Here is a 21,135-nt window from a genome sequence, read left to right on the forward strand (position 1 = left end):
TTATCCAACTTTGAAAGTAAAAGGCTCACAAGATTACTGTCGTCCAATTTATGCTCTTATTGTAGGTAATATTGCGTTAGTGATATCACTAGTGCGGCAACAGTTTTTAAGTATACTTTGCGAAAAAATACGGTATCTAATTTTTTTTAGCAAAATTAGAATATAACTTTTCTGGTGTATGGTGCTTGATCACTCTTTCGGTACTGAAATTCAATGGGAGCATATTCTGTCTCAACTCAGAATGCTTATTGTGCAAATTCATCAGTCATCGGAGTTGAGTGAAAGTCTGGAAATCATCGTCAGTCAAGCTAGAAGCATTTTAAAAAGCGATCGCACGGTAATTTATCAGTTTCTCCCCAATGGAGATGGGGTAGTAGCGGCTGAATCTGTCAGCCCCCAATGGATACCTATCCAAGGACAATTAATTTATGACCCTTGTTTTCGAGCTAAATGGCTAGAACAATATCAAGCCGGAAGAATTTCTGTAATTGAAGATATTGATAATACACCGCTCGTTCCCTGTTATAAAAATTTATTAACTGCATTACAAATTCGAGCTAGCTTAATAGTACCAATTATAGTTAACCCTCAAGCAGCTTCATCTCTTAATCTGTGGGGTTTATTGATAGCTCATCAATGCGGTAGACCACGCCAATGGAGTAGTTTAGAAATTGAGTTTTTACAAATACTAGCCACAGAATTAGGAATTTTTATTCAGCAAGCACAAAGATACCCTAAATTCTGCCAAATTTCTGATAGGATAAGACAGAAATTCAGGTTAGCAAAAACAAATTTTCACAAAAATAATCGAGAAAAAATTCCTCAAGAAACTGCATCTGCAATTGAACAGAATAGTATTGCTTCTGCTCTACGACAACATCAGTCCCCCATCTCCTCCGCAGACAGTAACGCGAACTGCATATGTGGTAGAGAAGAGCCGGACTGCTTCACCTCATCCCCCATGTCTTCATTGACTGATAAAATATCGGTTGCAGATTTGAGGGCATTTGACAGATTACAAACACCAATTTGGATTTATGACATCCAAAACTTGCGGATGTGGTGGGTGAACAAAGCCGCACTGCATATTTGGAATGCCCAAAGTCGAGAAGAGTTACTCAGGCGCAACTTTAGCGATGTTTCCGAATCTACCCGTATTCGCTTGCAAAGCTATATACATCAATTTCAGCAAGGAAAAGTTATCGCCGAAAACTGGACATTTTACCCAGAAGGTAAACCTGTATCTGTTCGTTGTCTGTGTTCTGGGGTGGAAATAGAAGATGGACGCATGGCGATGTTGGTGGAGGGGACAAACCAAGTCACAGAGGAAATTAATCAAGAAATTCTCCGGGCGATCGAAGCGTTGCGTCACACTACCTTGATGATCTCCCTGTACACAATGGATGGTGTACCCTTGATGCAAAACCCCGCAGCCCTTAATTGTTACAGGGATACTCTTCAGCCCAATGCTGCTAGCGACAATGCTTTTTTGCGTCATTTTGTGGATGCAAATATCGGACTACAAGCTTTGAGTGTAATTAATTCTGGTAAAGTTTTTAGTGTGGAAACTCAAGTCTTCACAACTGAGGGAATACGTTGGCATGGCATGGATATACGCTGTACTCGCGATCCGGTGACGGGTAATTCCATGATCCTAGTTAATGAAAAAGATATTACCAAACAACAAACTGCTCGGTTAGAACATCAGCGTACCGAGGAAGAGTTGCGCTGGCAGGAAGCTTTGTTACGTTCCATGACGGATACTTCTTTACTGGCGTTTTTTGTTGTAGATAATCGCACGGATGAAATTCTCTACTTCAATCACCGCTTCTGTGAAATTTGGGGTATTGAACATTTAGAAGCAAAGATGCGTTTAGGGGCATTAAAAAATAATGACATTATTCCTGATTGTATCAAATCAATCGCTGATGTTCCGACATTTGCTGAATCTTGTAAACCATTACAATCTCAAGATCATCGTTGCACGATTGAGGATGAAATTTTATTTGCCGATGGGCGGACGATTCGTCGCTTTTCTGCTCAAATTCGGGATATTCGAGATAAATATTTTGGCAGATTATACATTTTTGAAGATATTACTCCACGCAAACAAATCGAAGAAGCACTCAAGGTTAGCGAAGAAAGATGGCAATATGCTCTAGAAGGAAATGGTGATGGGGTGTGGGATTGGAATGCTCAAACCAACGAGGTTTTTTTCTCACGCCGTTGGAAAGAAATGTTAGGGTTTGCAGAGGATGAGATTAGTAACTGTTTAAGCGAATGGGAGCAACGGATTCATTTAGATGATCAAGCATATGTCTACCAAGAGATTGAAAAGCATTTTCGTGGTGAAACGCAACAGTATGTTAGTGAACATCGAATCAGGTGTAAAGACGGCACTTACAAGTGGATTTTAGACCGAGGAAAAATCGTCAGTCGATCGCCTGATGGTTCTCCCTTACGATTACTGGGAACCCATACTGATATTACCGAACGCAAGGAGATGGAAGAAGCATTGCGCTCTAGTAAGGAACGCTATCGTTCTGTAATTACAGCCATGACGGAAGGTATTGTTTTACAGCAAGCTGATGGTCGCATTACTGCTTGTAACGAAAGTGCCGAAAGAATTTTAGGATTAACGATTGATCAAATTATGGGGCGAACTGCCATTGATAAGCAATGGCAAGCTATTCATGAAGATGGTTCTGCTTTTGTTGGGGAAACCCATCCTGCCATTGTCACTTTACAAACTGGACAACCCCAATACAATGTGATCATGGGAGTTCACAAACCTGATGGTAGTCTCAGTTGGATTTCGATTAATGCCCAACCGCTATTTAAACCAGATGAATCAAAGCCCTATGCAGTATTAACATCTTTTACAGATATCACGGAGAGCAAACAGACTCAACAAGCGCTCAAACAACAGATAGAACAGGAAAGGCTGGTTTATGCGATCGCTCAACACATTCGTCAAACTTTGGATTTGGACAACATTTTAAATACTACTGTGACTGAGGTGAGGCATTTGCTCAACAGCGATCGCGTGATGATTTACCGCTTCAATCCAGATTGGAGTGGTGTAGTCATTACTGAGTCTGTAGCAGAACCTTGGCGGTCAATTTTGAATATGGAAATTATAGAGGGTTACTTTGTAGAAACTCAAGGAAAATTCTATCAACAAAATACAGTTACAGTTATTCCCAACATCTACACAGCAGGCTTTGCTCCTTGCCATGTGCAGTTACTAGAACAATTGCAAGTCAAAGCCAAGCTAATTGTTCCCATTTTACAAGGTAGTAATCTTTGGGGTCTGTTGATTGTACATCATTGCCGCGCCCCCCGCGAGTGGCAACCTTGGGAAAGTAACTTGTTGCAACAATTAGCCACACAAGTGGCGATCGCTATTCAGCAATCAGAACTGCATCAGCAATTGCAAACTGCTAACCAGGAATTGCAAAATCTAGCAATGCTTGATCAATTAACTGGGATTGCTAATCGCCGACGTTTTGATACCAAGCTGAATTACCTCTGGCAAAATCTCTTAAGAGAACAAGGTTTTATCTCATTACTTTTATGCGACATTGATTATTTCAAACGCTATAACGATACTTATGGTCATGCTGCTGGAGATCATTGTTTGCGCTTAGTTGCTCAAGCTTTTCAACAAACTGTCAAACGTTCTACCGATTTAGTTGCTCGTTATGGTGGGGAAGAATTTGTAGTTATTTTACCAAATACTGACATTGAAGGTGCTATGCAGGTTGCCAGGGAAATTCATCAAGCCGTTCAACAGTTGAGTATTCCCCATACTGCATCTGATGTCAAACCTTATGTCACCTTGAGCATAGGTATTGCTACCCTCATGCCTACACCTAGTATATTGCCATTGGATTTAATTGAGGCTGCCGATAAAGCCCTTTACCAAGCTAAAGCACAGGGACGCGATCGCTCGTTTGTTTACGAAATTTTTATCCCAATATAGGAATCCGATTTGATTTCTGAAAAAATCTCAGTATCTGTAGTATCTGTAGGGTGGCAATGTCTACTACGTATATTTCAAAAATCAAGTATGAGTCCTATAGCAGATTAAACATAGGACTTACGCAAGTGTCATAATCAAACTAACTGTAGTGGAATGTCTAGACTAAATTTGTGCATTAGAAAACTCTTGTGGGATGGGCATCTTGCCCGTCCAGTGTAGGCAAGATGCCTACACCACAAGAAAATTTTTTGCAACATTTTAGCCCGGTCACGCCAGTAGGGTGCGTCAGCCCCAATAATTTCGTACAGATTCAAGGATTTTCCCCTTCTGACGCACCCTACCCCAAGTGCCAGTTGCGTAAGTCTTGTAAACAATTATATTCCGTACTATAACTTTACTATTCTTAATTATTTTTCATATCTTTTCAATTTATTACAACTTTTCACTTCTTTATTAGTTCTTTATTTTCTTTTTATAAATTGAATGCGTTGAAGTTTCCACCTATAAAAAACTTTTCCGCATTATTTAAGAAACCCATAAAATTATGGCTAACTGTCCTTGCTGTTCAAACCAAATGTTGTTTCCAGCCCGCGCCCAGAAAACCAATTGGTTTTGTCGCACTTGCTGGCAAGAAATGCCTAACCTAAATCCAGAAGAAAATAGAAGCTTCTTAGGTTTTGCCATCAAACTTGTATCAGCCTTACAATAGCAGTTTTATTACTTGGAAAATATTTAAACTTTCTCAATACCAAAAATAACAACCTTGAGATAATTATCCAACTCTAAAGTGAAGGGTCGGTTATGAATTATAAAAACTTAAAAAAACTTAAAGCCCTAATTGCAGATGACGAAGACAGCAACCAAATCTGCCTGACTGTTGCACTAGAAAAAGAAGGTTGGGAAGTGAAACAAGCAAAAGATGGGCAAGAAGCGATCGAAAAAGTTTTAGCTTGGCAACCAGATTTATTGATTTTGGATAACCAAATGCCCAAATTAACAGGAGCAGAAGTTTATCAATATCTTCAATTACAAAAAATTAAACTAGCAGTGGTCATGATTTCTGGAGATAGCAAGTTAGAAAAGATAGCCTCTGATTTAGGAATTGCTTATTATCTGCAAAGACCATTTGATATGGCAGAGTTTATTCAAACTATTAACTCTGCCTACGAAAATTTTCTCAAAAAATGACAATTTTATCAAATAATCTGACAGGGATAAACTAGCAAATTCTTGTTATATATAATTTTTTAGTTTTGAATTAGTCAAGTCGCTTCTCTACGAGACGCTACGCGAACGCTCCAATTCAAAATTCGTCTTGGAAAGTTTCCTACGGCGGGAAACCCGCCGTAGGAAACTTTCCGCAAAATTCGCGCATTAAAGACAATTAGTGGGAGCTTGAACTCACCACTAATTGTTCGCGTAGCGTCCCGTAGGGAAGACCGCCAAATCAAAGATTTTGGCGGGGGCTTGTACCCAGAATTAATTAATTCAAAATTATTTCCATTCTTCTGTTCATTTTGAATTTTGAATTTTGCATTTTGAATTCAAAAAAGGTCAGGACTTACGCAACTGGCACTTGGAGTAGGGTGCGTCCGACGGGGAAAATCCTTTAATGGGAGTAAATTAAATCGTGGGATTACTAAAAAGTTTCCGATATAGCAGTAGCCACATAGATTAGGACATAGATGAATCATAAAATCCTCATAGCAAGCAGATGTTGACGCTATCACCTGTCCCCTGCTATAACACCATTAGCCAGCGATAATTTCAATGAGATGCCAATGACGGCTACGCTCAATTGACTGCTTGACATATTCAAAAATTTGTCGGCAATGATTATCTAATTGGAGAGGTAATTCTTCATTTTTAATGACGATACTCATGCGGGTTTCTGTTTCAGTAGCCATTGATTTATCAATAAACACTTCCACTTTCACCAACTTAGAAAAAGAAACCTTACCAGGAGTCTCAAGCGCCAAAATATAATCACTTGTGTAGTATTGAATTTCTAAATCACAATCCTGCAACAAGTCTAGAAGTAATGGCTGGAGATACTCAAGGTTAATAGCAATCAAAAATGAACAGGTATAACGACCCATAATAGCTCCATGCCTTTTGTGACACTTTGTCCATCGTATAATATCAAGGTAGCCAAAGGGCAAGTAGTTATGGTAGGTGACAGGGAACAGGGAACAGGAAACAGGGCTGAAACTCTCTTTGTATATTGCTTTGTGCCACTGTGGCTTTAGCCCTGTGAGAGTCAACGCCATATTCTTATATATGCTGCACCAAGAATCATGGCTACAAACTGCATCCAGTAGGCTAGGCTGGGTTGATTTACTCCCACAGGTGGGATGCTTAAACTACCAATGCCATAGAAGGACTGTTGAATATACCACCAAAATAAATAGAAAGAAACTGGTAATGCAAGAGGGATGTAAACAAGAATTAAAGGTAAAACACTGTCTATTTCGACTTTAGGAAAGTGCATTACATAAGCCCCTAAAACTGCGGCGATCGCACCATTCGCACCAATTAGTGGTACAGTCAAACTTGGTTCAACAAGAATTTGCACCAATCCTGTGATCACACCCGCACCTAGATAAAATCCTAAATAGCGCCATTGTCCTAAAATATTCTCTACACCCTTACCAAACACCCACAAAAATAACATATTCCCCAATATTTGGCTAAAACTGCCGTGTAGAAACATAGCAGATAAGGGGGAAAACAAACGCCAAAATACGACTATCCCCGCCGCAGGGTTAATAAGTGCATTCTTAATTGCGGCGCTAACTTGGAATGGAACTAAACCCCAACTATTGATGAGATAGCTTAGTTCACCACTCACTTCTAGTTTAATTTCCCATAGAAATATCACAAGATTAATACCAATCAACCAATAATTAACAATTGGCCGTCTACGAAAACGTAAGTTATCACTAATAGGAATCATTTTAATTAGTCGGTTGTCAACAGTCAGCAGTTCTCGAAAAACCTGTGGCAAGATTGGAATCAGATCACAATGCACTCAACTGGGTAAACTGGATGCTGGGAAATACACTTGTTGGAAGATACCAAATTATTAGCCACTTGGGAGGCGGGGGATTTGGTGAAACTTATGTGGCTTGTGATACTCACCTGCCAGGATTACCTAAGTGTGTGGTGAAGAAACTCCAACCCCAAGCCAATGATCCGGCAACTTTGGAGATAGCGCGGCGATTATTTGATACAGAAGCGCAGGTTTTATACAAATTAGGAATTGGCGATCGCATTCCCCAGCTTCTCGCCTATTTTGAAGAAAATGCCCAGTTCTATCTAGTACAGGAGTTTATACCCGGACATGATTTGAGTCAAGAATTAACACCGGGAAAAACTTGGACTGAGGATGAGGTAATAGCACTTTTAAAAGAGATTTTGACCATTTTAGAATTTGTCCATCAGCAAAATGTCATCCACCGTGATATTAATCCCAGAAACATACTCAGACGGCAAGATGGCAAGTTAATTTTAATTGACTTTGGCGCAGTCAAACAAATCACTACCCAAATAGTAACTTCTACAGGTAAAAGTAAATCTACTGTGATTATTGGTACTCCTGGTTACATACCGGGAGAACAAGCCCAAGGTAATCCTAAATTTAGTAGTGATATCTACGCTTTAGGGATAGTAGCAATTCAAGCCATTACAGGATTATTACCTGATCAACTAGAACATGATGCTGATACTAATGAAATTATCTGGCAAAATCATGCCCAAGTATCGCCAGAGTTTGCCAAATTTATCGACAAAATGGTGTGTTATGATTTCCGCCAACGTTACGCTTCGGCTACTGTTGCATTACAAGCACTCACAGATATAACGCAACCAGCAACTGGAACTATCGCTATAACTCCAAATTTAGCACCTACTAAACTTAAATTTCCTCAACCTAAGAAAAGCATATTTATCAAACTATTATTAGCAGCTTTATTAATTAGTGCTACTGGCACAGCCTCAGTATTTGTAGTTAATAGTATTAATAGTAATAATGCCACAGACTTAGCTAAACAGGGTAATACATTATTTGAATTACAACGATATAAAGATGCTTTAGCTGCTTATGAAAAAGCAGTGAATATTAGACCAGATTATGCGACAGCATGGAGTGGACAAGGGAAAACCTTATTTCGCCTCAAGCAGTATCAAGAAGCATTGTCAGCTTATGATAAAGCAATTCAACTCGAACCAGAGTATCTAGAAGCTTGGAGTGGTAGGGGTTTTGCTTTACAGAATTTACAGCGATATCAAGAGGCGATCGCCTCTTTTGATAAAGCCATACAATTAAATGAAGATTACCCAGATGTATGGAATGCTAGAGGTGAGGCTTTCAGCAATTTAAAACAATATGACGAAGCAATAAAATCTTATGATAAGGCTATTGAATTTAAACCCGATGCTTATGAACCTTGGTATAATAAGGGGATGGCATTACAAAATCTCAAAGAATATGATCAAGCAATAGAAGCTTATAATAAAGCTCTGGAAATAAAATCTGATTATGACAGAGCTTGGTATAATTTAGGTAATGTCTTAGTCAATCTTAATCGTTATGAAGATGCTTTTAAGGCTTATGATAAAGCAGTGCAATATAAGGCAGATTATTCTATTGCTTGGTTATCTAGGGGTAATGTATTAATTGTTTTAAAACGTTATCCAGAAGCAGTTGAATCTTTTAATCAAGTCATTAAGCTGAATCCGAATAGCTATCAAGCATGGTATGGCAAAGGTTGGTCACAACATCAAAACCAACGCTATACCGAGGCAATAGAATCTTATAATAAAGCGGCGGCAATTAAGCCAAATAATTATCAAGTTTGGTATAGTTTGGGAAATTCTCAGTATATTTTACAGAAATACCAAGATGCGATCGCCTCCTATAATCGAGCGGTGCGTTACCGACCAAAGCATATTGAAAGTTGGTATAGTCGGGGAAATACCTTGTATAATTTAAAACAATATAAACAGGCGATCGCCTCCTACGAACAAGCAATTAAATACAAACCAGACTACCACCAAGCCATTAACGCCCGTGACGAAGCCCAGCGCCAACTCCAAGCCACAACACCAAAGCCCGTAGTTACTCCAGCTATGCCTAGTCCTGAGTTTACCAGTCCCTCACGGGATGATTAGTACAGTAGGGTGGGCATTGCCTACCTGATCATCCCTGACTGTACTTGATGAATAGGTAACTCAACTACAAACTCTGTTAGAACTTACGCAAGTGTCATAATCAAACGAACTGTAGAGTGCGTCAGCCCCAATTATTTCGTACACATTAAAGGATTTTCCACATCTGACGCACCCTACTGGCGTGGCAAGGCTAAAGTAGTGCATTAGCCAACAATCTATCTCTTACTCATCTGCGTTTATCTGCGTTCATCTGCGTTCGATTTTTTTCCCAATCTAATGCCACATTTTAGCCTTGCCAGTCCACTACTGGCGTGGCAAGGCTAAAGTAGTGCAATAAAAATAAATCTTGTAGTGCGGGCATCTTGCCCGTCTGATGCGGGCAAGATGCCCGCACTACAGGAAAGGAATAATGCAACATTTTAGCTTTGCCACGCCACTACTATTGTACTAGACTTGACTCTCCATCTAACTGGAGAGTTTAAGATAGAGTATAGGTAGTTTCATTTAAAAACCAGAACAGTATGTTAGCTCAAGAAGAACCAAAACTAATTGGTTCAGTTGCTAAAGAAAGCGGCGTACCAATTAAAACAATTCGCTACTATGAAGAACTTGGTCTTCTCAAATCTTCAGGGAGAACAGAGGGAGGATTTAGATTATTTCACAGTGATGTTTTAGAACGATTGCATTTTATTAAACGCGCTCAAAGTTTAGGCTTGAATTTAGCGGAGATTAAGGATTTTTTACAGGTTTACGATGCAGGTGAATTGCCCTGTGACCATATCAAAAATAGGTTAGAAGATAAGGTTAAAGCCATTGATGAGCAAATTCAACAATTACTAATTCTGAGGCAAGAATTAACAGGATTACTATCGGGTTGGGAAGCAAAACCTGATACTTCCCAGGCGACAATTTGTCCTATCATTGAAAATGATTACTAGGAAAAATTCTCCTTAAATCCAACAATGAATCTTGAAACCCAGGAATTGCTACTGACTCATTTGGTAAATAAATTTGCTTGCTAAGATAGTCAAATTTACCTTGAGCATTTTGATAAGGCTGAGTGTAACACTCTAATTGACTAGCATTTAAGTTAACAATCCAATAATGAGAAATACCTGCTTCTGCATAAACTTCTAACTTTGTTGTTTGGTCATAAGTTAAAGTGGAATCAGAAATTTCTACAACTAAAAAAATATCTTCAGGATAAGGATGATGAGCTAGATAATCTTCATCCCTTCCTCTAGCAATTACTGCATCCGGTTCAGGTTCACTCTGATTTGGTAGGGTAATGGGATCTTGTCCACGAATAACCGCGCGATCGCCTAAAAGTCGGTCTAGTTGGCGACACAGTATAGAACCACAGACTGTATGAGGTGTTCCCTTTGCTACCATTTCGATTAATTCCCCTCGAACTAATTCTATGCGATCGCCCTCCTTTAAAAATCCGATTTCAATTAATTGATGATATTCATCAATAGTGAATCGCTTCGGTGTGACAACATTTAATTTAGTCATTGGTCATTAGTTATGAGTCATTAGTCATTAGTCTTTAACTTTCTCTAGATAGGCTTATGCGCCTGTAGAAAATTACTAATTACGAATTATGATAACGCTTCAAACTGTCGCCAACAGAGATACAAAGCACGAGGTACATGAAAACATCCCTTCCATTTCCCACCTTTGAGATTTAACAGCACTTCCCCACGACGATTTAAATAGCCAAACCACTCGCCGTATTCTGCATCAGCAAAGTGCTGCCAAGCGTAATCGTGCATTTTTTGATACCATTGCCAACAAGCATCACGACCCGTTAAGCGATAACCCATTGCTAAAGCTACCAAAGACTCCAAATGTACCCACCACAATTTTTGATCCCATTCTAATTGTTGCGGGGGATGACCTTCTGCATCCATAAAGTAATACAAGCCGCCATATTCATCATCCCAAGCAAAATTGAGAATATTTAACACCACATCAACAGCTTGATTAATTGTTTTGCTGTCGTTTTTCCGTTGGGCGATATCCATAATAAACCACATCGCCTCAATACCATGACCAGGGTTAATCAACCGACCATCAAAACTATCAATGTGGGAACCATCAGGGGCGACATTTTCATACATCAATCCCCGTTCTTGGTCGAGAAAATCATTCATGACTTCCTCAACAGTTGCAGCCAACACTTCCTCTAAGGTTTCACTTGGTAGTAGCCATTCCATTTCTAAAGTGAGGTTGGCTAAAATCATCGGCACAGATAGGGCTTTCATGGGACGTGTGCCGGGGTAAGCTTTGGTATATTTACCTTTTGGGTTATCTTTACGGCGGAGAACGTTGTTATATGCTTGCATTGCCACATCCTTAGCCCATTCTTCACCAGAAACTAAGGCGTATTTACTGAATGCCATCGCTGCAAAGCAATCAGAAAAGATATTATAAGGCTGTACTAATGGTTGACCTCCACGAGTCAGGGCAAAATACCAATTACCTTGTGCATCTCTACCATGTTGGGCGAGAAATTTAGCACCATTTTTAGCAATTTTTAACCAGTCTTCCCGCTTCTCTAACTGGTTGCACAGCATGGAAAAAGTCCATACTTGACGGTTTTGCAACCAGATAAACTTATCTGTATCGTAGACTTTACCCTGGCGATCGAGACAAGTAAAGTAACCGCCTTCTTGCCAATCGACTGAGTGGTTTTCCCAAAATGGCAGTACATCATTAAGGAGAGCGTTTTTGTAAAGTTGCGCCAGCGCTTGCAAGTTTTTCTCCATGATGCCATCCCTTCATCAAACCATCAGCGTTAATTATAAACTGGGGACTGGAGAGAAAACCGGATGACTGTTGACCATTGACTATTGACTATGGACTATGGACTTTGGACTTTGGACTTTGGACTAATGGCAACTGACCACTGACCACTGACCACTGACTACTGACTAATTCACGATAAACAGCGAGAGTTTCTTCGCTGACTTTGGTTGCACTAAATCTTTCTAAGTTTTGTTGAGCGCGGCGTTTCCATTTATACAGTTGGATGGGATCTGAGAGTAATTGAGCTAAAGCTTCTGCCAATGCGTCACTATTTTTAGGTGGCACTAATAGCCCAGCTTGTCCTTGATCCAAGGTTTCAGGAATGCCGTCTACGTCACTGGCAATGATAGCACAACCGGCTTCTCTTGCTTCGGTTAATACCAAACCGAAGGATTCGCAGTGGGAAGGAAGGACAAAAATATCGGTTGCTAGCATATAGCGCTGCGGTTCTGGCTGAAAACCTTCAAAATGAATGCGATTGCTAAAGGGTAGATTTTGCGCCATAGCTTCAAAATTTGACCGATTTGGGCCATTTCCTACCAGATATAGATGTGCTTCGGGAAAGTCTTTGGCAATCTTGCTGAAAGCTGTAATTAACTCAGCGATTCCTTTGCGATAATACATCCCAGCTACAACAGTAATTGCGGGACTTTTTAAAGGTATTGGTTGGTAATCTGTAAATGGACGATGGCGGGGACTCCCTAATGTACCATTAGAAACCACTCGTAGTTTATAGCTGGGAATACCACGACGTACCATTGAATCAGCTACTGCATGACTAACAGCAATTACCCGATCTGCTAATCCCATCAACACAGCACTACGTTGAAACTCATTGTGGACTGTGGAAACTAAGTTATAGCCATAACTTCCTTTTAAAATTCCCGCCAGGACAACTCCTGTCATCATGTGTGCATGAACTATATCTGGCTGGAACTTCTGAATGATCTGCCGAAAATTCCAAATCGCTCTCATCAGATTTAGGGGTTGTCTAGACTGATCTAAATGAAAGTGTCTGACACCATAGCGAGCTAACAGTGGTTCATATCCTCCACCAGCCGAAGCTATAGCTACTTGATGACCGTTTTTAGCTTGTAAGCAGGCTAAGTCTACTGCTACATTGACGATTCCATTACCAATTTCTTGTACATGATTGGTGATATGTAATATTAACATTTATACTTTCTCCATACTAATTATTCATCTTTTTTAGATGAAGGAAATCAAGTTTAAGACTTACGCAAGTGTCAGCCCCAATAATTTGGTACAAATTCAAGGATTTTCCACATCTGACGCACCCTACCCCAAGTGCCAGTTGCGTAATTCCTGAAATTTATGTAGTTAGCTATCTGATAGTAAATGCAGCGTTGATTGCTTAGATACAGTAGAGGTTTATAGAGGTGTAACTTATCCTGATACAAAGGACTGTGTATTGCTGTTACCGCAAATTTGATTTAAAACTCGCTTTTAAAGAAGATTTCGTGGGTAGCAAGAAATTGTTTTATAAAGCCTTTGGGTAAGTTATTGATCTGAGAGGCGTATGCAGCGATCGCTCTTTTTTTCTTATCTTGCACTGCAACAATTGAGAAGTTATGAGCCTCTGCAATATCTTGTAATTTCAGCAAGATGAATATTGGCGCTCTCCAGAATAACCAGACGGAATATTGAAATACTTCCACATTAAATTTAATTTGTTGAATTGCTGTCTTTACTAATTTATAAGTTGCTTCATGATCCCTATGACAATCTTTCTTATGAGGTACATATATTTCTTCAGGTTGATAATGATTAATTAATTCTGTTATTTCGTAAATGGTTTGTTGATATTCTGCATCATCCAGTTCCCCTAAATTTCCATCTGGCTTAGATAAAAAATGTATATTTGATGCTTCTACACCTAAAATTCCTAAAGCAGCGATCGCCTCTTGCTGCCGTGTTTGAATTATCTGATTTTGCCAATCTACATTTATAGCTTTTGAGCCTTTCCCATCAGTGATAAACACCACTGTAACGGGTATATTATTCTCTCTTTTATAAGCAATCATACCTCCACAGCCAAAAGTTTCATCATCTTGGTGCGGAGAGAACACCATAATAGGTTTTTCGCTACATAGTAATGTTTTGCTACCACCCAACAATAGCCATTTATATAGTAACCAAGAATGAACATATTGCACCTTCTCAAGCCAGCTAATGGGAATTAGTTTCTGTAAATGTTGTAAATAAGCTTTAATAGAGAATTTCGGCTTCATAGTCTTGGCTAAAAAAGGCTACTAGTAATTGTAAGTGTTCAATAATTAACTATGTAAATTTCTTAGTTAATATCTAAAACTTTTTTGTCTTTAAGCATCAAACTCATCATAAGACAAGCCTAGCAAAATTAGGATAAAGATTTTATGTGAAAATTATCTTATATTTTTATTTTTTTAAATAAAATTAAAAATTACCAATATTACTTTTGGTTATTTGTTTTACAATTTTCAATTTTGATGTCGATGAAAAAATTAATATGTATAGCTGTTTGACAAAATAGTCTTAATTTAATAGAGTTTTATACTTATGGGAATCTAGTTATATAACATTTGTAGTCAACCTGACAAAAGTTTATATAAAACAAAAATATGGCGTGTATTAGTATACAGTTTTGCTATAAGAACATCAACAATAGATTGCTATTTATACAAAATTTATCCAAGCAGATATTAAGTAGTAGCGTGTCTAGCCTAAAATGTTGCATTATTTTTTTCTTGTGGGATGGGCATCTTGCCCGTCCGGTGCGGGCAGGATGCCCACACCACAAGAGTTATATTTATGCACAAGTTTAGTCTAGACAAGCCAGTAGAATGCGTTAAGCTCTTAGATGATGCTTTTTGTCATCAATTATCTTGAAATATGCGCCTAAAAGACCCTACGGTAATATAATGCTTACTTGAGAAATAACCTCTAAGTCATAAAGAATACATTGCTAGCAAAAAGCCTATTATTTCTTATTTAAAGATTTTATAAATAAAAATTATATTTTATATATGAATTTAAACAAAATCTATATTGAGTCAGATGTAATAGTAGCTGATAGCGTAGAGAATTGAAGAATATAACTAATAAGTAGCTACTTATAAACAGCCCATACTAAAACAAATGAATAAATTCTATTTACAATTCACATCTTGGAGAGTGTAGTCAGGTAAATCAGTATTTATTTTCATGTTTAGTGTATAAATGCAGTGGTGCTGAAACCGTCGGAAGTATTCTCAAGCTCCACTTATTAATAGGAGACAAGAGTGAAAAATCAAGAAGCAAATTTAAGTTTAACACCTGCTCATATCTTGACTCTAGGTTCTGGCTGGTTTCCTACTAATCCTGGGGGTTTAGAAAGATATGTATATGAATTAATTTATCAATTATCAGCCAGTCGAGATATAATAGAATTATGTGGAGTTGGGTTGCCGAAAGATGAAGATAATTCACCAATTAAGCTAACGAACCTAGCATCTCCAGATAGTAAAATTTGGCAAAGGTTCTGGTCTATTCGTCAGAATTTTCAGAAAACAAGAATAAGTAATCCAGATGCTATCAATTTACACTTTGCTTTATATAGCTTTCCTATTTTAGATATCTTACCTAAAGGAATACCCATTACTTTTAATTTTCACGGGCCTTGGGCATCTGAAAGTAAACAGGAAGTAATGAGAAATAAACTGAGTATTTTCTTGAAGCGTCGGCTGATAGAACAAACTACATATAATCGTTGCGATCGCTTTATCGTTCTTAGTAAAGCATTTGGTAATATATTACATCAAGAATATCATATAGCTTGGGACAAAATACACATTATTCCGGGTGGTGTGAACATTGAGAAATTTCAACCAAATTTATCACGACCAGCAGCCCGTCAGCAATTAAACTGGCCGGAAAATCGCCCTATCCTATTTACATCTAGGCGCTTAGTTCATCGTGTGGGGTTAGATAAATTATTAGAGGCTATATCAATTATTAAACCAAAAGTCCCTGATATTTGGCTAGCGATCGCCGGACGGGGACATCTCCAAGCCACATTAGAACAACAAGCGCAAGAATTAGGTTTAGAAAACAATGTCAAATTTTTAGGTTTTCTACCAGATGAGCAATTACCCCTTGCTTACCAAGCTGCTAATTTAACTGTTATGCCTAGTCAATCTTTTGAAGGCTTTGGATTAGCAATTACGGAATCTTTAGCTTGTGGTACACCAGTTTTATGTACTCCTGTTGGGGGAATGCCCGAAATTTTAACACTCTTTTCTCCAGAATTAATTACTACATCTACAGAAGCTACTGCTATTGCTGAAAAGTTACAACAAATATTATTAGCTGAAATCCCAACCCCTTCCAGAGAAGACTGTCGCCAATATGCTGTGACTAACTTTGATTGGCAAAAAATAGCTCAACAAGTAAGACAGGTAATTTTGGCTTGATGATAGAGGACAGTAGACAGTGAAAATTACCTGATAACTGATAACTGATAACTGATAACTGACAGATGAAAATATTATTTTTAGACCAGAGTGGTAAACCTGGTGGTGCAGAATTGTGTTTAATTGATATTGCTAAACCTTACTGCGATCGCGCTTTGGTTGGTTTGTTTGCAGATGGGTCATTTAAAACTTTACTACAACAACATCATATACCTGTTGAAGTATTGACAAATCAAGCAATTCAAGTTCGTAAACAAAGTAATTTATTGCCAGCTTTCGGTAGTTTGGGACAACTTGCGCCTCTAGTGGCTAAAGTTGTGCAACGAGCTATTGAGTATGATTTAATTTACGCCAATACACAAAAGGCGTTAGTTGTGGGTGCGATCGCCAGCTTGTTCGCTCGTCGTCCGTTAGTGTATCATCTACATGATATCCTTTCCCCAGAACACTTTAGTAAAACCAACCTGCGAGTAGCAGTTAACTTAGCTAATCGTTGCGCTTCATTAGTAATAGCTAATTCCCAAGCGAGTCAAACGGCTTTTGTGCAGGCTGGAGGACGCGCAGAACTGACAACAGTTATTTATAATGGATTTAATCCAAAACTCTATCAAACTTGTGAGTCAGAAACTAATCAATTACGAAAACAATTAGGCATAGAAGATAAATTTGTTGTTGGACATTTTAGCCGACTTTCACCTTGGAAAGGACAGCATATTTTAATTGATGCAATTTCCCAATGTCCCCTACAAGTAACAGCAATTTTAGTAGGTGATGCCCTATTTGGAGAACAAGAATATGTCAAACAATTACATCAACAAATTACACAACTAGGGCTAGAAAACCGCATCAAATTTTTAGGTTTTCGCACTGATATTCCCCAATTAATGGCAGCTTGTAATTTAGTTGCTCATACATCCACCGCACCAGAACCTTTTGGGAGAGTAATTGTTGAAGCTATGCTATGTGGTAAACCTGTAGTAGCCGCCAAAGCAGGCGGTGCAGTCGAATTAGTTGAGCATGGAATTAATGGATTTTTAACTACACCAGGAGAACCCCAAGAACTAGCAAACATTATTAATGACTGTTGGGAAAATACAGCAAATACGGCAAACATCGCTAGTAATGCCAAAACTATTGCTACTCAGCGTTTTGATGTAGCGAATATCAATCAACAGATTGCTCAAGTGTTATCAAATATAGTAGGGGGCTGAAGGCAGGAGGGAAGAGGTTTTTAGCTTATTGGCAAAAATCATATGCACTGGTCAGGCTCGACCGAGCAATTAGGCTCAACCGATGTAGCACCAGGGATCGCCCATTGCTAACACTTCCACTTCAGCCAGCTTTGAGCGTTCCTTAGTTTTTGCTTACGTACTACAACCCCAAACAATCTTCCTAGTTTGTGGAAGTGCTTTTCCTCCCACCTTACTGACATAATACTTACAGTTGACACGTGTAACCCCAAGGGTTACGATTTTATGGGAATTAAAAGTTTTAAGCATAAGGGTGTTAAAAAACTTTTTGAAGACGATGATAGGAGTGGAGTTCAACCAGATACAGCAGAGAAGCTTTTAGATATACTTGACAGGCTTGATGCTGCTAGCGAAATTAAAGATATGCAATACCCCGGCTCTGGATTACACCAACTAAAAGGTGACAGAAAAGGGGAGTGGTCTGTTACTGTCACCAAAAACTGGCGTATAACTTTCACCTTTGAAGACGGAGATGCTTACGAGGTAAATTACGAAGACTATCACTAGGAGACTTTTGCCGATGATCACCAAAAGAAAACCCAGACACCCCGGTGGCTTGATCAAGCGTCAGTATCTTGAGCCACTTAATATCACAGTTACTGATTTTGCTGACATCATTGGTGTATCGCGTAAAACAATGTCTGAGATAGTTAACGAACGAGCAAGCGTTACACCTGACATGGCTCTTCGTTTATCTACTGCTCTGCAAACCACTCCTGAGCTATGGCTCAACTTACAACAAAAATATGATCTTTGGTGTGCGGCTAATGAGTCGGAATCCTGGAAAGAAGTGACACCAATAAATTTACAAGCTTCCTAAAAACTCCCTGTTCTGCACGCTGCGGTACTCATACCTTGCTTATGCTGTACTCCCAATTATTAGCTAGGTTTGTAGATGCTCATCGCGGTCACTCGTTGAAAAACTTATTGCCCTGTCTTCACAGGTTTTAAATTTCTCGCCTTATAGAACGTTTCCAGACTATCGCGATCGCCAACAAAACGCCAGTGCCAAGGCTCATAACTCACCCCTTGAACATTATCCTTGGGAAAAGACAACTCAAAACCAAACCGAGCCGCATTACCCTGTAGCCATGCAAAAGCCTTAGTTTGCTCAAAAATAGCCTGAAGATTGGTTGATGGTGCTGCACCGTCGCCAATATCCACAGCATAACCCGTGTGATGTTCACTATGTCCAGGCGGAGCGCTCAGAGCCGCCCTTTGAGCCGGAGTTTGATTACGTTGAGCGCCTACAGCAAAAAACAACTGCTCCTGCTCCTTTACCGAACGAAAACCGGAAATAGGTACTAAAATTACACCCGCACTCCGCGCCGCCTGTACCATCTCCAGATACTTTTGAGCAGCAGTTTTCCGCATACGGATGCGTCCATCGTTGCTAATAGGCGCTAATTCTGACTCAGGAGCTTCTTGGTAAGCAAAATGATTCAATACAGTTTCCGGTGCAGCAGAATTACCGACTGTCGGCCCAGGTGTACCCACAGAACTAGCTGGTGCAGTTTGAGACTCGACTGTATTTTTATTTGTGGTAATAAAAAATACAAAACCGCTCACGAGCGCCAGTACCACAAAAGCGCTAATTCCCCCAACTAGCAAAATTAGGCGTTGTAACTTTTGTTTAGGTGTGATACTGGGAGTATCCCGTACAGCTACTGGGATATCATCACTCAGATTATCAAATGATTCGTGCGAATCTTCAGAAAACCCAGCTTTATTCAAAGGTCAGCTCCTGCTTTTGTACAAATTTTCATTGAAATTTTAGACTTATAAAAATAAACTTATTGGGTAGCATTCTACCTCTATAATTTTTAGGCGCAACATTGGTAAATCTCCTAGAACTATACGTCAAACTTGTAGGGTTAGTCCTAGTAGGTTTTATTCTGGGACGCAAACTACCTAGTACAGTTCCGACAAGCTTAGGTCAGTGGCTTTTCTGGGTGGGAGTACCGATAAGTATAGTATCTTTTTTACGGCAAACCGACTTATCAGGAAAAATTTGGATTGCTCCGGCGATCGCACACCTCGCCATTTTACTCGGCGCATTTTTAGCTTGGCTAGGAATCAAAGGACAGATATACTTCAGTAATACCATACCGCAAAAATCTACTCAGGGAAGTTTGCTGTTAGCAGCAATGATAGGCAACACAGGCTATTTAGGCTTCCCCGTCACCTTAGCAATGGTAGGCAAAGAATACTTTGCTTGGGCGCTATTTTATGACTTATTAGGGTCTTTTCCTGGTGCTTACGCATTAGGTGTAGCATTAGGCGCTCATTTTGGCACTAATCAAAATCATCATCAATTTACCCAAGTAGCCAGAGCCATTATCATCAATCCCGCCTTGTGGAGTTTCGGCTTCGGCTTACTATTTCGTCAAATCGCCATTCCCCAAATCTGGGAAATTGGCTTAGATAAATTTGCTTGGAGTACAGTAGCCTTATCTCTAATATTAATTGGGATGCGATTAAGCAAACTTAATACTTGGGGCAACCTACCACAAGTAGGCATCAGCTTAGGTATAAAAATGCTGATAGTCCCCTTAATTTTAGGCAGTATCTTACCACTTTTAGGACTAACCGGGCCAGCCGCTAAAGTTATTCTCCTACAAATGGCCATGCCTCCCGCCTTCGCTTCCCTAGTCATCGCCGAAACCTTCAACCTAGACCGCAACCTAGCTGTCACCACACTAGCGCTAGGAGTTATTTTATTACTCCTAACACTCCCCCTATGGCTATGGTTGTTTTGAATTAGTTAATAGTCCATAGTCCATAGTCAAAAGTCCATAATTATTCTGCCCAATTCCCTCAGTCTCTCATCTCCCCCGTCTCCGACAAATTCCTTAATTTTGAATTTTGAATTTTGAATTGTTTCCCTCACCTTCCCCATGAACAAGACTCACCAACCTTAGCCACCAAATCGGCGGGGTTGGTATGTTCGTAATGTTCAAAGGGCTGATGAATCCAGGGGTTATCAGGTAGATAATCGATGTAGTAATCTGGTTTAAATACGGAACAAGCTTTATACCAAACTACGGCTGTGCGGATTTCCTCTATGGGGGAATCACTATATTGTTTCAACCAAGGGATAGTTTCTTCAAGGGTGATTCCAGAGTCTACCAAGTCATCGACTAGGAGAATACGTGAACCTAAAGTTTCCGTGGTCATTGTCAAGTGACTGGCGACAATTAAATTACCTCTTGGTTGCTCACCTGCACCACTGTAAGAAGACGTTGCTAAAATCGCCAAGGGCTTGTGATAGATCCGGGAAATGATATCTCCCACTCGTAGCCCACCCCTGGCGAGACAGACGATTTGATTAAACTCCCAAGCAGACTGATAAATTTGAGCAGCCAGTTGCTCAATCTTATAGTGATATTCTGACCAAGAAACGTAAAGGTCTGGCATAAGGTAAGTAGGTTTTAGGTGATACTTAAAGGCGATCGCAATATTTTAA

The 21,135-nt window shown here is 39.4% G+C and carries 18 protein-coding genes; 10 read left to right on the top strand and 8 right to left on the bottom strand.

Annotation, left to right across the window (positions count from 1 at the left end):
* Positions 1-178 precede the first annotated feature (178 nt).
* The 3 genes from H6G83_RS12790 to H6G83_RS12800 all read left to right on the top strand — a co-directional run bounded on the left by H6G83_RS12790 (position 179) and on the right by H6G83_RS12800 (position 5,173).
* Positions 179-3,985: a diguanylate cyclase domain-containing protein gene (locus tag H6G83_RS12790; protein WP_190472338.1), complete on the top strand. Its 3,807-nt coding sequence runs from the start codon at positions 179-181 to the stop codon at positions 3,983-3,985.
* A 544-nt stretch (positions 3,986-4,529) separates the two neighbouring features.
* Positions 4,530-4,694: a hypothetical protein gene (locus H6G83_RS12795; protein WP_190472340.1), complete on the top strand. Its 165-nt coding sequence runs from the start codon at positions 4,530-4,532 to the stop codon at positions 4,692-4,694.
* A gap of 92 nt (positions 4,695-4,786) precedes the next feature.
* Positions 4,787-5,173: a response regulator gene (locus H6G83_RS12800; RefSeq protein WP_190472343.1), complete on the top strand. Its 387-nt coding sequence runs from the start codon at positions 4,787-4,789 to the stop codon at positions 5,171-5,173.
* 563 nt (positions 5,174-5,736) lie between these two features.
* Here H6G83_RS12800 and H6G83_RS12805 read toward each other — a convergent pair.
* Entirely contained in the window at positions 5,737-6,084 is a 348-nt protein-coding gene (locus H6G83_RS12805) for a hypothetical protein (RefSeq protein WP_190472346.1), read from the bottom strand.
* A 161-nt stretch (positions 6,085-6,245) separates the two neighbouring features.
* Positions 6,246-6,941: a rhomboid family intramembrane serine protease gene (locus H6G83_RS12810; protein WP_190472350.1), complete on the bottom strand. Its 696-nt coding sequence runs from the start codon at positions 6,939-6,941 to the stop codon at positions 6,246-6,248.
* Between the two features lie 92 nt (positions 6,942-7,033).
* On the opposite strand from H6G83_RS12810, the gene H6G83_RS12815 reads away from it, so the two are divergent.
* Entirely contained in the window at positions 7,034-9,157 is a 2,124-nt protein-coding gene (locus H6G83_RS12815; protein WP_190472641.1) for a serine/threonine-protein kinase, read from the top strand.
* A 521-nt stretch (positions 9,158-9,678) separates the two neighbouring features.
* Positions 9,679-10,095: a heavy metal-responsive transcriptional regulator gene (locus H6G83_RS12820; RefSeq protein WP_190472353.1), complete on the top strand. Its 417-nt coding sequence runs from the start codon at positions 9,679-9,681 to the stop codon at positions 10,093-10,095.
* Here the strand turns inward: H6G83_RS12820 and H6G83_RS12825 are convergent.
* The 4 genes from H6G83_RS12825 to H6G83_RS12840 all read right to left on the bottom strand — a co-directional run bounded on the left by H6G83_RS12825 (position 10,076) and on the right by H6G83_RS12840 (position 14,220).
* Positions 10,076-10,672, bottom strand: coding sequence for a Uma2 family endonuclease (locus H6G83_RS12825; protein WP_190472355.1), 597 nt, complete (start codon positions 10,670-10,672; stop codon positions 10,076-10,078). The genes H6G83_RS12820 and H6G83_RS12825 overlap by 20 nt on opposite strands.
* 86 nt (positions 10,673-10,758) lie before the next feature.
* A complete protein-coding gene (locus H6G83_RS12830; RefSeq protein WP_190472358.1) occupies positions 10,759-11,928 on the bottom strand; it encodes an AGE family epimerase/isomerase in 1,170 nt (389 codons plus the stop codon).
* An 88-nt stretch (positions 11,929-12,016) separates the two neighbouring features.
* Positions 12,017-13,144 (bottom strand): glycosyltransferase family 4 protein, encoded by a 1,128-nt coding sequence (locus H6G83_RS12835; protein WP_190472361.1) that lies wholly within the window; start codon positions 13,142-13,144, stop codon positions 12,017-12,019.
* Positions 13,145-13,422: 278 nt separating this feature from the next.
* The gene (locus tag H6G83_RS12840) at positions 13,423-14,220 is read right to left on the bottom strand and encodes a PIG-L deacetylase family protein (protein ID WP_190472364.1); all 798 of its coding nucleotides are present in this window, start codon (positions 14,218-14,220) and stop codon (positions 13,423-13,425) included.
* Positions 14,221-15,249: 1,029 nt separating this feature from the next.
* Here H6G83_RS12840 and H6G83_RS12845 point away from each other — a divergent pair.
* The 4 genes from H6G83_RS12845 (at position 15,250) to H6G83_RS12860 (ending at position 18,489) form a co-directional block, all read left to right on the top strand.
* On the top strand, positions 15,250-16,419 hold the full coding sequence (locus tag H6G83_RS12845; RefSeq protein WP_190472367.1) for a glycosyltransferase family 4 protein: 1,170 nt from the start codon (positions 15,250-15,252) through the stop codon (positions 16,417-16,419).
* 65 nt (positions 16,420-16,484) lie between these two features.
* Positions 16,485-17,630, top strand: coding sequence for a glycosyltransferase family 4 protein (locus H6G83_RS12850; protein ID WP_190472371.1), 1,146 nt, complete (start codon positions 16,485-16,487; stop codon positions 17,628-17,630).
* A 264-nt stretch (positions 17,631-17,894) separates the two neighbouring features.
* Entirely contained in the window at positions 17,895-18,176 is a 282-nt protein-coding gene (locus H6G83_RS12855) for a type II toxin-antitoxin system RelE/ParE family toxin (protein WP_190472374.1), read from the top strand.
* A 13-nt stretch (positions 18,177-18,189) separates the two neighbouring features.
* The gene (locus H6G83_RS12860) at positions 18,190-18,489 is read left to right on the top strand and encodes a HigA family addiction module antitoxin (protein ID WP_190472377.1); all 300 of its coding nucleotides are present in this window, start codon (positions 18,190-18,192) and stop codon (positions 18,487-18,489) included.
* A 104-nt stretch (positions 18,490-18,593) separates the two neighbouring features.
* Here the strand turns inward: H6G83_RS12860 and H6G83_RS12865 are convergent, their stop codons facing one another.
* Entirely contained in the window at positions 18,594-19,403 is an 810-nt protein-coding gene (locus H6G83_RS12865; protein ID WP_190472380.1) for a M15 family metallopeptidase, read from the bottom strand.
* Between the two features lie 101 nt (positions 19,404-19,504).
* On the opposite strand from H6G83_RS12865, the gene H6G83_RS12870 reads away from it, so the two are divergent.
* The gene (locus H6G83_RS12870; protein ID WP_190472383.1) at positions 19,505-20,428 is read left to right on the top strand and encodes an AEC family transporter; all 924 of its coding nucleotides are present in this window, start codon (positions 19,505-19,507) and stop codon (positions 20,426-20,428) included.
* 127 nt (positions 20,429-20,555) lie between these two features.
* On the opposite strand, the gene H6G83_RS12875 is transcribed toward H6G83_RS12870, so the two are convergent.
* Positions 20,556-21,086: a phosphoribosyltransferase gene (locus tag H6G83_RS12875; protein ID WP_190472386.1), complete on the bottom strand. Its 531-nt coding sequence runs from the start codon at positions 21,084-21,086 to the stop codon at positions 20,556-20,558.
* Positions 21,087-21,135: the final 49 nt, after the last annotated feature.

The sequence above is a fragment of the Anabaena azotica FACHB-119 genome, from assembly GCF_014697625.1.
Classification (GTDB): domain Bacteria; phylum Cyanobacteriota; class Cyanobacteriia; order Cyanobacteriales; family Nostocaceae; genus Trichormus; species Trichormus azoticus_A.

Excerpts from the sequence above, each read along its gene's own strand:
- H6G83_RS12820 (WP_190472353.1), top strand. The coding sequence starts at position 9,679 with ATGTTAGCTCAAGAAGAACCAAAACTAATTGGTTCAGTTGCTAAAGAA.
- H6G83_RS12800 (WP_190472343.1), top strand. The coding sequence starts at position 4,787 with ATGAATTATAAAAACTTAAAAAAACTTAAAGCCCTAATTGCAGATGAC.
- H6G83_RS12825 (WP_190472355.1), bottom strand. The coding sequence starts at position 10,672 with ATGACTAAATTAAATGTTGTCACACCGAAGCGATTCACTATTGATGAA.
- H6G83_RS12790 (WP_190472338.1), top strand. The coding sequence starts at position 179 with ATGGTGCTTGATCACTCTTTCGGTACTGAAATTCAATGGGAGCATATT.
- H6G83_RS12795 (WP_190472340.1), top strand. The coding sequence starts at position 4,530 with ATGGCTAACTGTCCTTGCTGTTCAAACCAAATGTTGTTTCCAGCCCGC.
- H6G83_RS12850 (WP_190472371.1), top strand. The coding sequence starts at position 16,485 with ATGAAAATATTATTTTTAGACCAGAGTGGTAAACCTGGTGGTGCAGAA.
- H6G83_RS12835 (WP_190472361.1), bottom strand. The coding sequence starts at position 13,144 with ATGTTAATATTACATATCACCAATCATGTACAAGAAATTGGTAATGGA.
- H6G83_RS12840 (WP_190472364.1), bottom strand. The coding sequence starts at position 14,220 with ATGAAGCCGAAATTCTCTATTAAAGCTTATTTACAACATTTACAGAAA.
- H6G83_RS12805 (WP_190472346.1), bottom strand. The coding sequence starts at position 6,084 with ATGGGTCGTTATACCTGTTCATTTTTGATTGCTATTAACCTTGAGTAT.
- H6G83_RS12810 (WP_190472350.1), bottom strand. The coding sequence starts at position 6,941 with ATGATTCCTATTAGTGATAACTTACGTTTTCGTAGACGGCCAATTGTT.
- H6G83_RS12875 (WP_190472386.1), bottom strand. The coding sequence starts at position 21,086 with ATGCCAGACCTTTACGTTTCTTGGTCAGAATATCACTATAAGATTGAG.
- H6G83_RS12860 (WP_190472377.1), top strand. The coding sequence starts at position 18,190 with ATGATCACCAAAAGAAAACCCAGACACCCCGGTGGCTTGATCAAGCGT.
- H6G83_RS12855 (WP_190472374.1), top strand. The coding sequence starts at position 17,895 with ATGGGAATTAAAAGTTTTAAGCATAAGGGTGTTAAAAAACTTTTTGAA.
- H6G83_RS12815 (WP_190472641.1), top strand. The coding sequence starts at position 7,034 with ATGCTGGGAAATACACTTGTTGGAAGATACCAAATTATTAGCCACTTG.
- H6G83_RS12830 (WP_190472358.1), bottom strand. The coding sequence starts at position 11,928 with ATGGAGAAAAACTTGCAAGCGCTGGCGCAACTTTACAAAAACGCTCTC.